Below are 18,468 nucleotides of genomic sequence, written 5' to 3' on the forward strand. Positions count from 1 at the left end.
CAAAATCGTGCACTTGCAGTTCCTTTTTTGATTCGGAATCGAATTGGCTTACCTGAACTTGCGGTGCGAAGTTGCCAGCGTGGTGATCTTTGAGAAGAGATCTTACATGCTCTTCCAGTTTGTCGCGCTCCTATTTCTTCGAGAAGTATCTGTCCATCATGATATGCATTCTTCGTGCAGGTGCCCGTATGAATAACTCTGGAAGGACAATGTCGCAGGCCATCAGGTACATGTTGTGTTTATTGGCAAGAAGTGTTGTGGGCATGTTGGATTTCCCCAAGGACGTGGCGCCGCGCCCGAACCCCACTATCTTTATAGTGCTCCAGGCCATCCACGGCCCCGATATAGCTATGAGCGATGTCACGCTTCGCGATTCCAAGTCCCTCTCCCCTGCCGACGCGGAGAAGGACGTCACCGTGCAGGGCTGGGTCCAGGACGTCAGGAACCTGGGAGGAATATCGTTCCTGGTCCTGAGGGACCGCTTCGGAACTGTCCAGATAACCGCTCCCAAGAAGAAGATCGCTCCCGAGGTGATGGGTGTGCTGACCTCGGTGTCCCGCGAGTCCGTGGTCAAGATAAAGGGCGCCGCGAAGGCAGCGCCCCAGGCCAAGGGCGGCGTCGAGGTGATACCGTCCAGCATCGAGGTCCTCAGCCCCGCGGCGACCCCCCTCCCCATGGGCGTCATCGACAAGGTGAACGTGGAGGCGGACACCCGCTTCGACCACCGCTTCATGGACCTGAGGAAGCCGGAGAACCGGGCGGTCTTCGAGATCAAGTCCATCACTCTCAACCTCATTGACCAGTTCTTGGTGAGCGAGGGCTTCACCGAGGTGTTCACCCCCAAGATCGTGGCGTCGGGGGCCGAGGGGGGCGCCACCCTCTTCAAGCTGGGATACTTCGGGCAGGAGGCCTACCTGGCGCAATCACCCCAGCTGTACAAGCAGATGCTGATGTCCACCGGCCTGGACCGGGTGTTCGAGATCGGGCCGGCCTTCCGCGCCGAGCCGTCCGATACCGTCAGGCACGTTTCCGAGTTCATATCATTCGATGGTGAGATGGCCTTCATCGACTCCATGAAGGACGTGCTCGACCTCATCGAGCGGTGTACCCAGTACGTCATCGGCGGCGTGGCGGACAGAGCGAAGCCGCAGCTTGAGCTGCTTGGAAAGGAGGTCGCTGTACCCGGGGCCCCCTACCCGATCATCGAGTACAAGGATGCCGTGGAGATGGTAGCAGGCGAGGGCATGCACATCAAGCTCGGCGACGACCTCGGGACCGAGGGGGAGAAGCTCCTCGGAGACATCATGAAGGCCAAAGGCAACGAGATGTACTGGATCGTGGAGTATCCGGAGGAAGCGAAGCCGTTCTATATCATGGAAAAGGACGGGACGCCGTACTCGTACTCCTTCGACCTTGATTATAAGGGCCAGGAGATATCCTCCGGTGGGCAGAGGGAGCATCGCTACGACCGCCTGGTCGCCAGGATGCATAAGAAGGGGCTGAACCCCGAGGCCTTCAAGTTCTACCTCGACGCGTTCGAGTACGGCATGCCCCCCCACGGCGGGTGGGGGATCGGTGTCGAGCGCCTCGTCCAGAAGATGTTGGACCTGCCGAACATCAGGGAGACCATACTGTTCCCCCGGGACCGCGTCCGCCTGGTCCCTTGAAACATTTTTAGAAAAATCCTTAATCGTCCCGGGGGTCGTCGTAGGGGTGTTCCTCGGCGGCCTCGGGGGCTGCCTTCGCTTTCTTTCTCCCCTTCTTCGCAGGCTGCTCCTTCCGGGGCTTGGGGACGGCGTTGGTGTATCGCGACACTTTGATGTACGCCCCCGGCCTGACGCCGTCATTGTAGTCCTTGGAGACCCGCATGGAAACGACCTGGCAGTCGTCGGGGAACATGATGCCCGTGAGAGCGTCATTGATCGCTCTCACCAGCTTGTCGATGTCCGGCTTGACAGTTGGGTGCAGCCTTCGGTGCCAGGGAATGGACGGCGGCCTGGACAGAACGAAGTCCACGTCCACGGCGTACGCGCAGCCGCAGTCGGAGACCCACGGACGGTCCACGATGGCCCGCTGGGCCTCGGTGGCAACGCGGTTCCTCCAGGCCTGCAGGCCCTTCTGGTTCTGGTGAGTGATGACCGCGCGGTTCAGCTTCTCGATATAGAACGCTTTGGTGCTTCCCTCCGGTGAGGGTTCGCCAAGAACGACGAATTCGATCGTTTCCAAAGGTTCTTCATCGGCCCGCATGTCGTCACTGCACGATACTGAGAGAACGCGTGCAACGCTCCCAGGGTCCTGAACGGACCGTCACCAGATGTCGAAGGAAGATATAAAAAGAACCCAGATGAGGTGGCCGAAAGTGCACTAGCCCTCCGGGCTCACCGTTCCGGGCCCTTCTCCATCTCCTTCCACCTGACCCGGTACCGGAACTGGGTCTCCGGGGCCTTGCCCGCCGGCGCCTGGGGGAGGCGCTGGACGGGCCTCGCGTACAGCGAGGAGTCGCAGGTCCGGTCATGCACCATCTTGGCCAGGTACAGGAACCACACTGCGTACGCCGCGAGCACCACCAGCACCGAAGGCCAATACTGCTCGAAGGTGAAGGCCACCACCAGAACCGCGAACAGGCCCACGCTCACCGCCGACGCGATGTACTTTGCTATGAGATCGTGGCTGTCGGGGATAGTCCCAAGGTTCCGGTAGTCGGTCCGGGCGGCCACCTCCCGGAGGCTGGAGCGAAGGTAGAACCACGCCATGACAATGGAGCCTGTCGCCGCCGCGGCCATGATGAGCCGCAGCTCCCCGGATGTCGCGGCCACCCCTATTACTGTCACGATGTACGCAGCCAGGGGTATGAGGACCTGGTTGCTGGCGCGGAATATCTTGTAGCCTCCCGGGAGGATCATCTTCCCGAGGGTGCGGGACATCACCGCGCCCCCGTAGGCCATGAACCTGGGCATCTTGGAGGCGAGGTAGTCGGCGAAAGGATAGCTCATGCGGATGAAGAACGGGCACAGGATGCACATTATGAAGGTAAGGCCGCCGGCGATAGGGACGAGCTCGGCGCCCTTGACCGCGCCCGCGGCCTTGCTGCCCACCGTGGCGTACATGACCGACTCCCCGCCCCGGGCGGAGAACGAGGCGCCGATGGTCATGGAGGTCCTCCGCCCGAACCCGACCAGGTAGGCGACGGCGGACATGACGAAGATCTCGTTGATCAGTACCAGGGCCGCGGCCGCCAGGATCACCCAGATGAGCGAGCCGAACATGGCCGGGTCGATGAGCATGCCGAAGGACACGAAGAACACCGCGGCGAAGGCGTCCCGGAGGGGGGCGATCCTCTTCTCCATCCGGTCCATGACCTTGGTCTCCGCGAACACCATGCCTATGAAGAAGGCCCCGATGAGGGCGGGGACCCCGCACAGCTGGGCAAAGGCCGCGGACACGCATATGATCCCCAGCATGAACAGGACGAACATCTCGTCGCTCTTCATTTTGGCCAGCCGCGAGACCACCTTGGGGATTACGAACAGGGCCAGGACGGCGAAGAACGCGAAGAACGCGACCATCCCCACGACCATGCTTGTCAGCGAGAAGCTCCCGCCCGAGGGGACCACCAGCCCGCCCACGACGGTCAGGAACAGCATGGAGATGAACTCCTCGAGTATGATCATTCCCATTATGTACTCGGTCTCGGAGCTGTTCAGGCGGCCGAGCTCCATGAGGGTCTTCATGGCCACGGCGGAACAGCTCATCGCCATTACCGCGGCCAGGAATATGGCGTCCACCAGGGGCCACCCCAGCGCCGCGGCCAGGAGGAAGCCCACGAACAGGTTCATCCCCACATCTATGATGGAAAGGATCACCGCGGGGCCCTTGACCTTCTTGATCTTGTCGATGGAGAACTCCAGTCCGACGAAGAAGATGAGGAGTATGAGGCCCAGCTGGGAAATGGTGTCGATCAGGCCCACCTCTTCGATCACCCCGTTGTAGACGAACGGGCCGATCTCGAAGTGGATGTACGGGCCGACCAGAATGCCTGCGGCTATGTAGCCCAGAATAACGCTCTGCTTGCCCTTGTTGGCGATGGTCGCCCCTATGAAGGCGACCAGCATCAGGACCCCTATCTGTAGCAACAGGCTGCTATCGCTCATGACCACCTTTGAGGTGTTGGAGGTCTGGGTAAAGTGTCCTCAGGTGAGCCCGCCCGCGTTCGCGGAAACGCTCCGCTAACGGCTAATGGCTGATGAGGCGGCCGCCTACGGTCCACCTACTCGAATCCCGTGCATCCCGAGAGAAGTAATCCGGACGTGGCTTTAATAATTTTCGAACGATAGTGCTGGCCTGTCACTGGGGTGGCCCGTCGAACGTTCCATCGGCAGCGAAAAAACAAGCGGGCGCGGTGTGCGAAGATGGCAGCACCGGCAAAATGGATATATCCAGGACGGTCATTGGGCAGCATCCGGTCGGTGAAAGGGTGAGGTTCAAGCTGGCAGGGCGGAAGAGGGCCGAGGGTGCCGATGTCGATCCCAGAAGATGGAGCGAGCGGGCGGAGGCGAGGCTGCGCTCCCTCACATACCGCCAGAAGATCGCCGCGCTCGTCCTCGCCGCCATGGTCCTTTACGGCGGCTTCATCGCCCTGGACGGGCTGGGGGTCCGTTCCTGGCTGGACTCCAGTTTCGGCGAGACGCCCGACCTGAAATATTATCAGGAAAGGACCAAGGTCATCCTGAACGGCGGGATGCTGTACCGGGACCTGGACATAGAATCGCCGCCGCTGATCAACTATTTCCTGGTCCCCGCCCAGCTGCTCGGGGGGGAGTGGTGGTCGTATGAGATATACTTGTCATTGTTCCCGCTGCTGACCGGCCTGGTCATCTACACGGTGATGCGCCGCTGGGACGACTACTACGCCTTCCTGGTGGCGTTGATCTACATCGCCAACCCCTATTTATTGCCGGACGCTACTTGGGGGATCCAGGACGAGCCCATCGTGGCGTTCATATATATTCTCCCCATCCTGCTGTTCCTCCACGGCTATCGCCGTACGGCGGGGGCGGTGACCGCGGCGGGGTTCTGGACCAAGTTCCTTCCCATCGTGCTTTACCCGGTGTTGCTCATCAAGCTCGACAGCGTCAAGGAGAAGCTCATCAACATCGGAGTGGCCGTCGCCACGTCCCTCCTAATCGCAGCCCCGTTCCTGCTGGCCGCTCCCATGGAGTTCCTTCACTTCCCCTCCTACTATCTTCTGGAGCGGGAGGGTAGCGCGGGGTTGTCCGTCATCTCCCTGCTGTCGAAAGGCGGCCTGCATATCGACGGCCTCATAGGGGCGGGACTGACCGTCGCCGTCCTGCTGCTGTCCTACTACCTCATACACAGGTGGAAGCTGGATATCTGGAGGGGCGCGATGCTCACCACCGTCATGTTCCTCTGCACCTATCCCATGGCCCACCTGAACTATTTCGTGATGCTGTTCGTGTTCTTCCTGGTGTGGGCGGTGAGGGATAAATGGCTTATCGTCCGGCTCGCCCTCATGTACGTCCTGCTGCTGTTCAGCGAGGGCTTCTCCCTGAACTCCGTGCCGGGAATGGCCACGGAATGGAACTGGCTCATCGCCCTGCCCATGATGCTCGCGAACATAGTACTGATGGCGGACACGACCAGGATATGCCTCAAGACCAAGTGCTTCCTGGATCGGGAGCCTCAGGGCGAGCGGGACAAGAAGGGCGAGGGGGCCCCTGAATCAGCTTAGAAGGTCTCATCATACCCCGGCGGGTCCGCTGACCCTCTTATCATCACGGAGGGGTATCCCCCCTCCCCTTGACGACCGACTGGTTATATTATTCCTTGTGCGGAGCAACATTGAACTAGGCGTGGCTGCCAATGAGCATCGATGCCCGGTGCGGTGGTGCTCCTGAACGTGGAGGTGGGGAAGGAGAAAGAGGTCGCGCAGCGCTTATGCTCCGTCGAGGGAGTGGAGAGGGCCTACGCCGTCTACGGTGTGTACGACGTGGTGGTCATCGTCTCCTCGGAGACCCTCGAAGGGCTGGAGGCCCTGCTGATGCAGAAGGTGAGGAACTTCGCGGGGATCAAGAGCACCATGACCCTACTGATCAGCCACGAGTGCATCGTGGAATAGGTCCGGGGCGCTGGTCATGACTAAATAGCCGGCCGTTGTTGACAGGAACATGGAGGCGACCTCCGATCCGCTGCTGTTCCTGGCCATGGTGGCGTTCATCTCGATGTCCGGAGCGCTGATGCCCGGGCCGATGTTCGCCACGGCCGTCCACCGCGGCCTCGAGGACGGGCGTGCGGGGATCAAGATGGCCGTCGGCCACGCCATCGTGGAGATACCGCTGATCATCGCCATATTCTTCGGGCTGGAAGCCATATTGAGGAACGAAACGGTGTTCGCGGCCATCGGCCTGGTGGGCGGCGTGTTCCTTCTCCACATGGGCGCATCGATGTTCCGAGCCAAGCTCGACGAGCCGGGCAGGAAGGACTCGAAGCACGGCTCGGTGGTGGCGGGCATCATACTGACCGCGGCGAACCCCTACTTCATACTGTGGTGGGCCACCGTGGGCGCGTCCCTGGTCGTGCTGGCCTCCGGGTTCGGCCTATGGATCGTCCCGCTCTTCGCCGCGGTCCACCTTGCCTGCGATTTCGGGTGGTTCTTCGTCGTCAGCCTCGCCGTCAACAGGTCCAGGACATTCTGGACCGGAAATAGGTATAGGTATCTTTACGGGGCCTGCGGGACCATCCTCATCGTCTTCGCACTGTACTTCATCTATAGCTCCATCGCGGGGCTCGCCGGTTGAGGCCGGCTCAGGCCGCCCTTCCGCCGGCACGCACCGGGCGGCCGCCTCGGCGAGCTTTCTGCTCAGCCCCTCCCCTCTGGCGATTATGCCCGAGAGGTCCAGATTGATAACGGATAGGTCCACCGCGCTGTCGGCATCCAGCCCCTCCTTGTATGCGGGAAGGCAGTCGTCGGCCCCGAGGTAGCCGTGGGCGAGGGCGGCGTACAGCGAGGTGTAGCCGACCTTGTCCCTCTCCCGGACGCCGACCAGGGAGGGGCAGTCGGCCCGGTGCACCCGGCAGCCCCGGGAGTCGGCGATAAAGCTGGGCAGCGTGGACACGGTCTCGGGGATGTCCTTGAACACCACGTCGCCCACGATGATGAGTTCGCTGCCCTCGCCGGTGACCCTCTTAGCCTTCAGGTTCATGGGGATGGGGGCCCGCGACAGCACCCTGTCGTTCAGGATGGCCGTAAGGTCGACGGGCGGGAACCCTCCCTTGATCCTTCTCTCGATCATGTTAGTGATGGTGTCCAGGACGAACTTGGGCAGCGCCATGGGGAGGCTGATCTGCCTCATGTCGAAGTCCACGTCCACCGCCTTGACCATGAGCCGGTCGCCGTCCACGGCGAGTTCGGCGACCGCTCTCCGGAGGTCCACGTGCAGATACTGGTCGAATTCGTACAGGACGGTGTCGCGCTCCTTGACCTCGGGCTTCCTCGCCTTCTCTCTGCTGCCCATCCAGGCCGGGAAGAAGGGATTCATCCCCCTGGACGTGGTGGTGAGGAGCCTCGTTCGCGCGGTGGCCTTGACCCGCACGTCCACCATGGTGTCGAATATCTCGATGGTGCCCCCGTCGATAAGCCGGACGTTGGGCTTGTCGGGGGTGACCAGGGCGTCGTAGTCGACCCAGGCCCGGGCCACTTTCGTGGTCCTCCTCTCCAACCCCAGGGCTCTTAGGTGCGAGGGGAAGTCCAGCAGTCCCCGTAGACTGTCCAGGAGCTCCCTGGCGTCGTCGACGTCGACCCGCCCGCCCCCCCGGATGGTCCTGGGAACGGAAGGCCACACGTCGTCCAGGATGCGGCGGATGGACTCCTCCGACAGCCCGATGGCCATGTCCCCGTCCCCGATGAAATCTTTGATCCCCCGGGGGTCGCCCGGCGTCTCGTTCTGGAAGGATAAGGCCGCGGCGAGACAGCTGTTGTTGATGATCCCGAAGTGGCCGGCGGTGACGGTCGGCCCCGGGGCCCCGTCCGGTTGGCCGACCATTTCATGAGGGATCATGGATGCCAGGGGTACCTCGAACTCGGGCACCTCCAGCGTAACCCCGGGAAATCCGGGGAATAGCGACACCGGGATGTCCCTGTCCAATTTGACGATATCAGAGGATAGCATTGACGAGGGGAGGGAGAAGGTCGAGACCCCCATGGCCCTGGTGACCTCGCCGAGAAGGTTGGAGCGGATCTCCGCGGACAGCACCTGATTGACCAGCGGGAGCACCCATCGCGGAGGAGCGTGCCTGCCCCCCACGCGCAGTTCCTCCACCCCCATCTCCACGAGCTCGACGGACACCTGCCGGGACTCCTGATCAAGGAGGACCTTGGCGAGGATGTTGGCGGTGACGTTCACCGGCACCCTGACCTTGCCGGCTAGCGTCAGCACCACGGCGAAGCTGGCCCTCAACCGCACCCGGTCCTGGGGCACCAGGTCGATCATGGGCGGCTCTCTCAGCCGGATATCGTAGTCGACCCGGGCCAGGCCGGTGAAGGGGAGCTGGGAGCGCGGGACCACGGAGCCTTTGAACCTGGAGAAGAAGGAGGCGTGATAGGCGGCGGCGAGGGCCCTGTTCAGCATGCGTTCGTTCGCTTCCACCAGCACGTCGTAGCCGCCGGTCCTCATCTTTCGCCGCCCCTGTGCATGTCCCACCGCGAAGGGGGCTGCCATCCTTACTGAGAAGGACGTGCCAGCCTGTTCCGCTCCTCCGAATATCATGGGTCCCGGGAGTATATAACGAATGGGAGCGGAGAGTTCCGCTGCGCACGGTCGAGATGGCCAGAACTTACCTTGCAGGCAGGACTGTCTCTGCAGCCGCTCGGGGACGGTTGTAATTTAGATGAGCAAGAAGCTCTGCTCAACAGAAAAGGGCAGTCCGCATCTGGGAAAGAAAGGTTGTCTGGCCGGGGACTCCCCCGGCCATTTTTTAAAGCAGAACGGCTCGAGCTCGACCGTTCAGTCTCCCCGGCCGATCTCCATCATCCTCTCCAGCGGGGCCCTGGCCTTCGCGGCGATCTCCGGATCGACCTTGATCTCCGGGGACATGGTCTCCAGGGCGGCGAGGACGTTGTCGAGGGTGATCAGCTTCATGGTGGGGCAGACGGCCCCGGGCACGGGATAGAACGTCTTCCCGGGGTTCTCCTTACCCAGGCGGTACAGCATCTCTTGCTCGGTGCCGATGATGAACTCGGTCTTGTCCGATTCCTTCACCAGGCTCATCATGCCCTCGGTGGAGCGGGCCGCATCGGCGATGTCGATGACCTCAGGGCGGCATTCCGGGTGCACTACCACGAAGGCGCTGGGATGCTCGGCCTTGAGCTTCTGCACTTTATCCACGGTGATCGCTTCATGAGTGGGGCAGAAGCCAGGCCAGGGAATAATGTCCTTCTCGGTGGACCGCTGGACGAACGAAGCGAGGTTCTCGTCCGGGATGAATATGACGAGGTCCGAGTCGAGCTTGTTGACCACCTTCACCGCGTTGGAGGAGGTGCAGCAGACGTCCGCCTCGGCCTTGCACTGGGCGGAGGTATTAACGTACGCCACCACCTCGGCCTTGGGGAAGTCCTTCTTCAGCATCCTGACCCCCTGAGGGTCGCACATGGCGGCCATGGGGCACTTGGCCTTGGTCTCAGGGTGAAGCACGATCTTGTTCGGGTTGAGTATCTTGGCGCTCTCGGCCATGAAATCGACGCCGCAGAACACTATGACATCGGCGTCGGTCTTGGAAGCCTGCATCGCCAGGCCCAGAGAGTCGCCTACGAAGTCAGCGATGTCCTGTATCTCGGGGACCTGGTAGTTATGGGCGAGGATCACGGCATTCCTCTCCTTCTTCAGTTCTAGGATCCTATCCTGGGGCCGCATGTGCGGTGTGATGTTGGGTGGATTATAAAAAGTATCCTCTCCCAGAAGTCAGTTGGTAGTGTGCTGAAGGCGGCTCCTCGCTGTTATGGGCATTTGCATATGACTCGACATGAGGTGGATATCTTGAGCTAACTCACCCGACCGCTTCTTTGATCACGCGTCGAGGAACGGAAATAGGTGCTGGTCCGAGCGCTTCGGAACCAGGACGAGAAATGAAGGAAGACATCGGAGAGGGGGCGAGAGGCAACGGAAGATACAGGGGCAGTAACCGCGGTCCCGCGGATGCCTTCGATCGGAGAGTGATAGCGCTCCGATCACGGGACCTATGGACCTCCACCTTCAGGTGCTGTCCGCCCACATGGAGCATTTCATCCTCTATGCACGCTCAGGTCCTGCCTGACCTGCCCTCACTCATGAGGCGCGGCCGCCGGAGATGCCACATTTAATATCGATGAGCGCATGACCAGCTCCTGGAGGGCAGGACATGAAGGCGTCTCGGGAAGAACGGGCTGCGGATTATTTCAATTGCACTGCCAGGGAACGGGCCATTTTCGAAGCTGGCATCAAGCTGGCGGCGGTGTACCACCAGTTCATAGGCACCCCCGTCAGCTCGGCGAACGTGGAGAGCCTGGAGCGCGCCATCGAGGAGGGTGTGAAGGTCCAGCCGTTCGTGGAAAGCGTCACGGTCAGCATCAACAGGGAGCAGCTGCGCTCGAAGAGGAACGAGTACGACTATCAGTCTCTCACCGGCGACATGTTCGACGTGACGGTGACGATCAATATCGACGGGGTGTGCGCTACCGGCCGCCTGCGGTACGTGGAGGATATAAAGTACCCCCTCATGTACGTCGAGAGCATCGTTGACCGATGACGCAAGAATGACCGACTTGCTGATATAGCTGTCCTCCATTGTGGGGAGAGAAGGACATAACTCGGGGCGGTGTCGGGAGTGCTTTGCTTAACACCTTGCCGCTGCCTCTCGCCAACGAGGAACATGTTGAGAAACCTATTAAGAACGGAAAGCCATACGGGACGGCTCTGAATGGCAGGTTTGCTCTGATTATTGGGGAAAGACGCTCGGTGACATTGATGAACACTGGAATGAAGATCGGCATAACAGGTCTCCCAGGAGCGGGAAAGACCCACGCCTTGCTCAAGGTCATAGAGATGCTCGAGGCAGAGGGGGTGAAGGTCGGCGGGATGGTCACCGAGCCCATTGTCGAGGACAATAAGCGCACCGGTTTTGCCATCATCGACTGGTCCAACAAGTCCAAGGGCGTGTTCGCCCACGTGGACATACAATCCAAGTTCATGGTCGGGAAGTTCGGCGTGGACCTTCAGGTCCTCGAGGACGTGGGGGTCAAGGCGCTTATGAAGGCGTGCGAGGACGCTGACGTCATCGTCATCGACGAGGTAGGGAGGATGGAGGTCGAGTCGGAGCCGTTCATCGAGGCGGTCAAGTTCGCCTTGGACGTGGAGAAGCCGTTGTTGCTGACGCTCCACAAGAAGTCCCGGAACCCCCTGTTGCAGGACATCCGGAGAAGGGACGACGTGAGGATATTGGAGGTAACTCCCATCAACCGCAATCTTTTACCATATAAGATAATGAAGCTCATGAAAGGAGAGCTCCTGTGAGCCCGGAAGGCTCCTCCACCATCATCGAGGGTGCCACCGAGCTGGTAGTTCCCGCCGCTCATTCCGTTCACGGCCCTGGCAAAAGGGTCGGACATGTCTTTTACAATGAACAGATGGCGTTCAACCGGGACGTGTCGATCATGCTCCTGGCCGCCTGCCCGCAGGTGAGGAGCGCTCTCGACGCCATGTCCGGGACCGGCGCGCGCGCCACTCGCCTCGCCAAAGAGGCCCGCCCGGACCTGCAGATCGTCGCCAACGACCGTGACGTCGAGACGTGCGGCTACATCAATGCCAACATCCGGTTCAACGAGCTGTCGAACGTGCAGGCGAGCAACGAGGACCTCCGCTGCCTCCTCGCGCGGAGGGTGTTCGACTACATCGACCTCGACCCGTTCGGGACCCCCGTGCCGTTCGTCCCCGCGGTGATGCAGGGGCTGAAGCGCCGCGGCATGGCCGGGGTCACCGCCACGGACACCGCGCCCCTGGCGGGGACGTATCCCAAGAAGTGCCTCCGCCGCTATGGCGCGAGATCGGCGCGCTCCCCCTTCGGCCACGAGACCGGGCTGAGGATCCTCATCGGCCACCTGGCAAAGGAGGCGGCCAAGGAGGACAAGGGCCTGGAGTGCGTGCTGTCGTTCTACGCCGACCACTACTTCCGCACTTACGTAAGAGTGCTGGACAGCGGTGCGAACGCCGACACCACCATCGCCAAGCTGGGGTACATCGAATATGACCGGGACACCGGAGAGAGGGTTGTCTCGGCGGAGAGGCCGTCGGAGCGGTCCATCGGCCCGCTGTGGCTCGGTCCCCTGCATGACAAGGAAGTGCTCGCCGCCATGAGCGCGAGCGAGAACCTGCACACCCAGCAGCGGTGCGCCAAGTACCTGGAGACCTGGAAGCAGGAGCTGGACATCCCGTTCTTCTATGACAACGATGAGATCGCTTCCATGCTCAAGGTGTCCCCGAAAAGAATGGACCGCCTGTTCGAAGCGCTCTCCGCGTGCGGTAGGGTGTCGAGGACGCACGCCTCCCCAACGGGGTTCAAGACCGACCTTTCGCTCAGGGAGCTGTTGGACGTCTACAGGAGCGTCGCCTGACGCGGCGGCGCCTCACCCCTTCAACTTGTCCAGATCGCCGATGTAAAACGAAATCTCTCCGCATTGCGGGCATACTGCTACCTTGGGCTTCTTGACCGTGTCGCCGAAAACTCCCTTCTTAGTGATCTTGATCCCATAGCCCTGCATATCGACCTTCACGTCCAGGTCCTCGATCATCATGGTGTTGCATCTCAAACATGTCCTCATCGTCGCCCCTCCGGAGATCGTTTCCCGCGCACCATTATTGATGTCATTCGAGAGCGCGGTCTCGACCAAAAACGTGTATTTAAGATATAAAGATAGAATAAAAATTAATAATAGAGCACTGCAGGGCCAATTGTTTTTATAACTGAAACTACTGACAGTGCTAGTGACTTCATGCCTACTTTGGCGGTGATTGGATCTCAGTGGGGAGATGAGGGGAAAGGCAAGATCACTGACTATCTGGCCGAGGATGCCGATCTGGTAGTGCGCTATCAGGGAGGGGCCAACGCCGGACATACCATCAAGGTCGGGGAGGAGGTCTTCGCCCTTCACCTGCTGCCGTCCGGCATCATCAGGGAGAACGTGATCTCCGTGGTGGGCAACGGGCTCGTAATCGACTGTGATGAGCTGGAGGTCGAGCTCGAAGCTCTCAGGAAGACCGGACGCTCCGGAAAGGGGCTCAGGCTTTCCGATCGCGCCAACGTGGTCATGCCGTACCACCGCATCCTGGACGGAGCGGAGGAGAGAGCCCGTGGCTCCAAGACCGTCGGCACCACTGGCAGGGGCATCGGCCCGTGCTATTCGGACAAGATCGCCAGGGCGGGCATCCGTATCGGGGACCTCCTCGACGAGGAGCTTCTCAGGGATAGGATCGCCACTATCGCCCCGGTAAAGGAGCGGTTCGCCGAGTCCCTGGGAGCAGAGCTGGGCTTGGACCAGGAAGCGCTGGTGGCCAAGCTGCTGAGCTTCGGCAAGAAGTGGGAGCAATACATCACCGACACCTCTGTTCTGGTGAACGATGCCATCAAGGCCGGGAAGAAGGTCATGTTCGAGGGCGCCCAGGGCACCATGCTGGATATCGACTACGGCACCTATCCATATGTCACTTCGTCCAACTGCACCTCCGCGGGCATCTGCACCGGCGTGGGAGTGCCGCCGTCGGCGGTGGGCGAGGTCATCGGGGTCACCAAGGCCTACACTACCAGGGTCGGCGCGGGACCGTTCGTGTCCGAACTCACCGATGAGGTGGGAAAGCACCTCCAGACCAAAGGCGGGGAGTTCGGCACCACCACCGGCCGGGCCAGGCGGTGCGGGTGGCTCGATCTTGTAGTAGTGCGGCACGCCGTCCGCCTCAACGGGATGGCCTGCATAGCGCTGACCAAGCTGGACGTCCTAAATGATCTGGACACCATCAAGGTCTGCGTGGCGTATGACGTGGACGGCAAGCGGGTGGAGAACTTTCCCAGCAACGTGCGCCATCTCGAGAGAGCGAAGCCCATCTACGAGGAGCTGGATGGCTGGAAGAGCTGGGAGGGCAGCACCGCCGAACTATGCAAACGCGGGTACGAGGCTCTCCCCCAGGGCATGAGGTCCTACATCCAATACATCGAGAGGAGCACCGGCGTCCCCGCGGGCATCATTTCTGTCGGAAAGGGCCGCGACGAGACCATCGACCGACGCCACAAGAAGTGGTGAGAGGGCAGAAGGAAGGATAGAGGTCGGTTCTACCTCCGGCCCCTTCTCCATATCGCGTACAGCACGATGCCCAATATCGCCGCGGAGGATGCCGCCGCGATCGCCCATGGAGGCTCTGGATCGGTATCCTCACCGCGGTCGGCCACCGCCTTTCCTCCATAAGCCTGCCACGACTCGCTGTGTATGCTGAGGTAATGAACGGTCACGTCGGTGCGGTAGAAGACGTCCTCGCCCATCAAGGGCATATTGCCGTCGAAATAGATGTCCTGGAGCGATGTGCATTCTGAGAACGCGCTCGACCCCAGGGTCGTGACGGTGTCGGGGATGCGGATCGAAGTGAGCGCCTTGCAATCCCAGAACGTCCCTTCGCCTATAGATACGAGCCCTCTTCCGAGATCAATATGGGCCAGGGACGAGGCCTCATAGAACGCGTACGGGCCAATATCCGTCACCTTGCTCAGAGATATAGACCCCAGCGACGCGCACCTGTAAAACGCCGAGCCTCCCACGGACGTTATATCTCCCTTCATGGTCAGATCGGAGATCGACGACCCGTATCCGAATACCCGCTCCTCTATCGCCGATATGCCGCTGCCGACCACGACCTTCTCCACCGAGTTGCAGATGTAGAACGCCCCTCCGCTCATGCACTTGACCGTGTCAGGGATCATGATCTCGGTGAAAGAATGGCAATCGCGGAAGGACTCGAACCCGATGAACTCAGTGTTCCGAAGGTCTACATCGGTCAGCTTGTTGCTGTTCCTGAACGCTTCGTCGCATATCACCCTCAGGGACTCCGGGAACGCTACCGTCAAGAGCGACACGCAATCATAGAACGCCCGCACACCGATACTTTCCACGCCCTCTCCCACGATCAGGGACGATATGCCGGTCCCCCTGAACGCTTCATCGCCTATCGACTTCACCGGTACGCCTGACACCTCCGAGGGGATCGATATTTTAGTGCCTGCCACAAGGCCGTGGACCACCGCCTTCCCGTCGATCACGTAGTAAGAGATCGAGCTGTCCGCGTCGGAATATATCATGAGATCGAGCGCGGCCGGGAGGGAGCCCCATCCTTCCGCGCCTTCCAGCACGTATATCTCTACCCCATCGGGGATGCCGTCATCCCCCAGCGTCGGACGGTCGCCAAGGAAGTACACCCTCTCCAGATCGGCGCAGTCACTGAACGCCGTATCAGATATCGAAGTGATGGAGGAGGGTATGACCAGCGTATCGGCCGTACACCCGGACAGGGATGTCACCGTCCTCAAAGGGTATCCCTCTAGAGCGGATTGGATGAACACGGTCCCGGAGCCTCCCGTCAGGCCGAGGATCTCGGAAGCGTAGTCGGCGGACGTAGCCCCGGATGTTCTGTATTTATACACGCCACCGGGGGACGCGTACTCGGACGGCGATAGGCCCTCTGCAGGCACGGTGATGTGGACCACGGACAGCACGAGCATTGCCAGGACCAGGAACGCGAATACGAGGCTCCTTCTCGGCATACCCTTACCTTCCTTCCCGGCCGGAGGGACGATGTCTTCCGCGGGTCGGGCGCCTTTCCATGCCGCAGAGCGATCCCGGAACGAAGCTCCTGCCGCCCTTCGCGCCTGCGATCGTCTCGGCCGGGTCGTTCCATTTCTTCGATCTGCATCTGGGGCAGGACTTGGGAAGCGCGTCCCCGTACAGCTTCCATTCGTGCCCGCATCTGGCGCATTTTCCTAGCGAGATCATCTTATCCCACCGAGAGGATCTGCACGCGGGGCATGATGTGGGCGGGGACGACCTCGGCCTCCAGGTGTGGCCGCATTTCCTGCATGTGCACTGTCGGCTGAGCGACATCCATTTGGTGGACTTGCACGACGGGCACCTCTTCGGGGACGGAGATCTGGATATCCACGAGTATCCGCATAGGTGGCATTCGAATGAGTGGTACCCAATCTCGACCCATGTCGACATCCCGCAATGGGGACATCGCTCATCGCTACTCACCCAAGTGGTCCCGCAATCTGCGCATGTACGTTGCTCCAAGGCCGCCTCCGACCACCGTCCACTGTGGCACTTCGGACAGCGCTTCGGCGGATGGCTGCCCTTGGACAGCCAGGTATGGCCGCACCTGCCGCAGTGGAGGGTCCTGGCGCCTACGTTTTGGGACGGCCCGGGAAGATCACAGGAGAGCCGACCATCCACCATCATACAGCCCCAACCTTGTATCTTTTCGGCAGGATGTAGATCTCCCCGTCGGCATCCGTGCCCACGCGCGCTTCCACCTCGTACACGTCGCGGACGAGGTCCTCGGTTATCACCGTCTTGGGATCCCCGATATTGACGATCTCCCCCCTCCTCATGATGATGCAGGTGTCACAGTACCTCGCCATCAGCGATATGTCGTGCTCCGCCACCAGGACGGTCATGTCCGTCTTCGACATGGCCTGCAGATATTCCATCACCTGCAGCTTGTATTTCATGTCAAGATGCGACGTCGGCTCGTCGACTAGCATCAGCTTCGGCTCCTGGACGTATGCCTTGGCGATCATGGCGCGCTGGCGTTCCCCGGAGGACAGCGTGGACACGTGATTGTGCCTGAGCTGGTCTATCCCGAACGTGCGGAGCGCCTTGCGGACGATCATTTCGTCGTCCTTGGTCTCCCACCATATCCTGTTCCCGTACGGGTACCTGCCGAGCATGACCATCTCCATCACGGTCATGCCGAAGGTCGGCCCCGATTCCGCGGGGACGGAGGCAACGAGCTTGGATATCTCCGAAGGTCTCAGCCCGGCGATGTCCCTGCCGGCCACGTGGATCGATCCAGAGGTCACGCCATGTATCTTGGAGATGCACTTCATCATCGTGGACTTGCCGCACCCGTTCGGGCCTATCAGGCCGACCATGAGACCCCTGGCCAGGTCCAGGTTGATATCCTTAAGCGCCTCGAACCCGTCGAAGCTCTTATGAAGCCCTTTGATGCTCAGCGCCGCCTCATCCATTATACTCACGTCCTTTCTTCATGAGCATGTAGGCAAAGACCGGTGTACCGATCATTGCCGTTATCGCTCCCACGGGGAGCTCCAGCGGAGATATGACTGTTCTGGCCAGCAGGTCGGCGAACAGCATGAGCATGGCCCCCAATACGATGGATGCCGGCATGATCAGCCTATGGTCCCCTCCGAGCGCCATCCTGCAGGCGTGAGGGATAACGAGCCCCACGAAGCCGATGATGCCGACGAACGCCACGCAGACCGCCGTGAGCACGGACGCCACGACCATCATCGATCTCTTGAACCTCCGGACGTTCAGGCCGAGCTGCTGGGCCTGTTCCTCCCCGTTTATGAACAGGTTGAACTCCCGGGCCCACAGCATGGCGATCAAGGAGATCCCCATCGCCGGCACGAACACGATCCAGGCGTTCTCCCAGGTGATGTTGGCGAACGACCCGAAGAGCCACCACATCGCGTCGGTGAGGTAGTCTTTTCCCAATGACAGGAATATCGTCTGGACCGACGAGAAGGCAAAGCCCACTATCACTCCGGCGAGGATGTAATTGGTGGACGACCCCCCGGAACCTTCGGCGACGGTCATGGTCAGGGCGAAGGCCACGAGACCGCCCACTATGGCGGCCAGAGGTATGACGTACAATGAGCCGTTCCCGAGGAACGGCACCGTCGCTCCCAATGCGATGACCGCGACGGCGGCGCACCCTGCTCCGGATGATACTCCGGTGATGTAGGGGTCCACCAACGGGTTCCTTATGATAGCCTGGTACATGCATCCCGCGATGGCCAGGCCCGCGCCGACCCCGATGGCGGCGATCGCCCTCGGCAACCTCGCCACATATATGTACAGCTCGACGGTGTTGAGGTTATTTCCGCCCTTCATCAGCGCTGAGAACATCGCCGCGACGGCATCCGTGACCGGGATGATCCCGCCGGACGATATCGAGATGGATATCAGGAAGGCGACCAGCGCCATCAGGGCGCCGAACACCGTGATCACGATGAAGCGCCGTTTCTTGACATCGACATCGAAGACCTCATCCTCAGCGGGGGCGGCCCTCCTTTTCCTCGTTTTACGGGCGCCGCCCCTGCCCCCTTCGCCCTTTCCTCTCTTCAGTTTATCCAACGGAATCA

At 60.9% G+C, this 18,468-nt stretch carries 16 protein-coding genes; 8 read left to right on the forward strand and 8 right to left on the reverse strand.

What is annotated here, in order from left to right:
• Positions 1-350: 350 nt before the first annotated feature.
• Positions 351-1,667: an aspartate--tRNA(Asn) ligase gene (gene aspS / locus WYS_RS05185; protein ID WP_019177105.1), complete on the forward strand. Its 1,317-nt coding sequence runs from the start codon at positions 351-353 to the stop codon at positions 1,665-1,667.
• A 19-nt stretch (positions 1,668-1,686) separates the two neighbouring features.
• Here the strand turns inward: aspS and WYS_RS14475 are convergent, their stop codons facing one another.
• Positions 1,687-2,226: a RusA family crossover junction endodeoxyribonuclease gene (locus WYS_RS14475; RefSeq protein WP_019177106.1), complete on the reverse strand. Its 540-nt coding sequence runs from the start codon at positions 2,224-2,226 to the stop codon at positions 1,687-1,689.
• A gap of 152 nt (positions 2,227-2,378) precedes the next feature.
• Positions 2,379-4,151 (reverse strand): cation:proton antiporter, encoded by a 1,773-nt coding sequence (locus tag WYS_RS05195; RefSeq protein ID WP_019177107.1) that lies wholly within the window; start codon positions 4,149-4,151, stop codon positions 2,379-2,381.
• A 323-nt stretch (positions 4,152-4,474) separates the two neighbouring features.
• Between WYS_RS05195 and WYS_RS05200 the strand changes: the two genes are divergently transcribed.
• The 3 genes from WYS_RS05200 (at position 4,475) to WYS_RS15610 (ending at position 6,815) form a co-directional block, all read left to right on the forward strand.
• On the forward strand, positions 4,475-5,749 hold the full coding sequence (locus WYS_RS05200) for a hypothetical protein (RefSeq protein ID WP_147654446.1): 1,275 nt from the start codon (positions 4,475-4,477) through the stop codon (positions 5,747-5,749).
• 141 nt (positions 5,750-5,890) lie between these two features.
• On the forward strand, positions 5,891-6,136 hold the full coding sequence (locus WYS_RS05205; protein WP_019177109.1) for an Lrp/AsnC ligand binding domain-containing protein: 246 nt from the start codon (positions 5,891-5,893) through the stop codon (positions 6,134-6,136).
• 49 nt (positions 6,137-6,185) lie between these two features.
• Positions 6,186-6,815 (forward strand): LysE family transporter, encoded by a 630-nt coding sequence (locus WYS_RS15610; protein WP_081579840.1) that lies wholly within the window; start codon positions 6,186-6,188, stop codon positions 6,813-6,815.
• A gap of 2,205 nt (positions 6,816-9,020) precedes the next feature.
• Here the strand turns inward: WYS_RS15610 and nadA are convergent.
• The gene (nadA, locus tag WYS_RS05220; RefSeq protein WP_019177112.1) at positions 9,021-9,926 is read right to left on the reverse strand and encodes a quinolinate synthase NadA; all 906 of its coding nucleotides are present in this window, start codon (positions 9,924-9,926) and stop codon (positions 9,021-9,023) included.
• A gap of 484 nt (positions 9,927-10,410) precedes the next feature.
• Here nadA and WYS_RS05225 point away from each other — a divergent pair, with 484 nt between their 5' ends.
• The 3 genes from WYS_RS05225 (at position 10,411) to WYS_RS05235 (ending at position 12,658) form a co-directional block, all read left to right on the forward strand.
• The gene (locus WYS_RS05225) at positions 10,411-10,797 is read left to right on the forward strand and encodes a dihydroneopterin aldolase family protein (RefSeq protein ID WP_019177113.1); all 387 of its coding nucleotides are present in this window, start codon (positions 10,411-10,413) and stop codon (positions 10,795-10,797) included.
• A gap of 218 nt (positions 10,798-11,015) precedes the next feature.
• Positions 11,016-11,561 carry an NTPase gene (locus WYS_RS05230; RefSeq protein ID WP_019177114.1) on the forward strand — a complete coding sequence of 182 codons (546 nt, stop codon included), beginning with the start codon at positions 11,016-11,018 and terminating at the stop codon, positions 11,559-11,561.
• Positions 11,558-12,658 carry a tRNA (guanine(26)-N(2))-dimethyltransferase gene (locus WYS_RS05235; protein WP_019177115.1) on the forward strand — a complete coding sequence of 367 codons (1,101 nt, stop codon included), beginning with the start codon at positions 11,558-11,560 and terminating at the stop codon, positions 12,656-12,658. Before WYS_RS05230 ends, WYS_RS05235 begins: the two co-directional genes overlap by 4 nt.
• Positions 12,659-12,670: 12 nt before the next feature.
• Here WYS_RS05235 and WYS_RS05240 read toward each other — a convergent pair whose 3' ends face one another.
• Positions 12,671-12,865 (reverse strand): hypothetical protein, encoded by a 195-nt coding sequence (locus WYS_RS05240; RefSeq protein WP_026068838.1) that lies wholly within the window; start codon positions 12,863-12,865, stop codon positions 12,671-12,673.
• A 171-nt stretch (positions 12,866-13,036) separates the two neighbouring features.
• Between WYS_RS05240 and WYS_RS05245 the strand changes: the two genes are divergently transcribed.
• Entirely contained in the window at positions 13,037-14,338 is a 1,302-nt protein-coding gene (locus WYS_RS05245) for an adenylosuccinate synthase (RefSeq protein ID WP_019177117.1), read from the forward strand.
• A 29-nt stretch (positions 14,339-14,367) separates the two neighbouring features.
• On the opposite strand, the gene WYS_RS05250 is transcribed toward WYS_RS05245, so the two are convergent.
• The 4 genes from WYS_RS05250 to WYS_RS05265 all read right to left on the reverse strand — a co-directional run bounded on the left by WYS_RS05250 (position 14,368) and on the right by WYS_RS05265 (position 18,460).
• Positions 14,368-15,846, reverse strand: a complete 1,479-nt coding sequence (locus tag WYS_RS05250; RefSeq protein WP_019177118.1) for a leucine-rich repeat domain-containing protein — start codon at positions 15,844-15,846, stop codon at positions 14,368-14,370.
• Between the two features lie 230 nt (positions 15,847-16,076).
• Positions 16,077-16,202: a hypothetical protein gene (locus WYS_RS16515; RefSeq protein ID WP_272898444.1), complete on the reverse strand. Its 126-nt coding sequence runs from the start codon at positions 16,200-16,202 to the stop codon at positions 16,077-16,079.
• A 331-nt stretch (positions 16,203-16,533) separates the two neighbouring features.
• Positions 16,534-17,328, reverse strand: coding sequence for an ABC transporter ATP-binding protein (locus WYS_RS05260; protein WP_019177121.1), 795 nt, complete (start codon positions 17,326-17,328; stop codon positions 16,534-16,536).
• Entirely contained in the window at positions 17,321-18,460 is a 1,140-nt protein-coding gene (locus WYS_RS05265; RefSeq protein ID WP_019177122.1) for a FecCD family ABC transporter permease, read from the reverse strand. The genes WYS_RS05260 and WYS_RS05265 overlap by 8 nt, the downstream gene beginning before the upstream one ends.
• Positions 18,461-18,468 lie beyond the last annotated feature (8 nt).

Source organism: Methanomassiliicoccus luminyensis B10 (assembly GCF_000308215.1).
GTDB lineage: Archaea > Thermoplasmatota > Thermoplasmata > Methanomassiliicoccales > Methanomassiliicoccaceae > Methanomassiliicoccus > Methanomassiliicoccus luminyensis.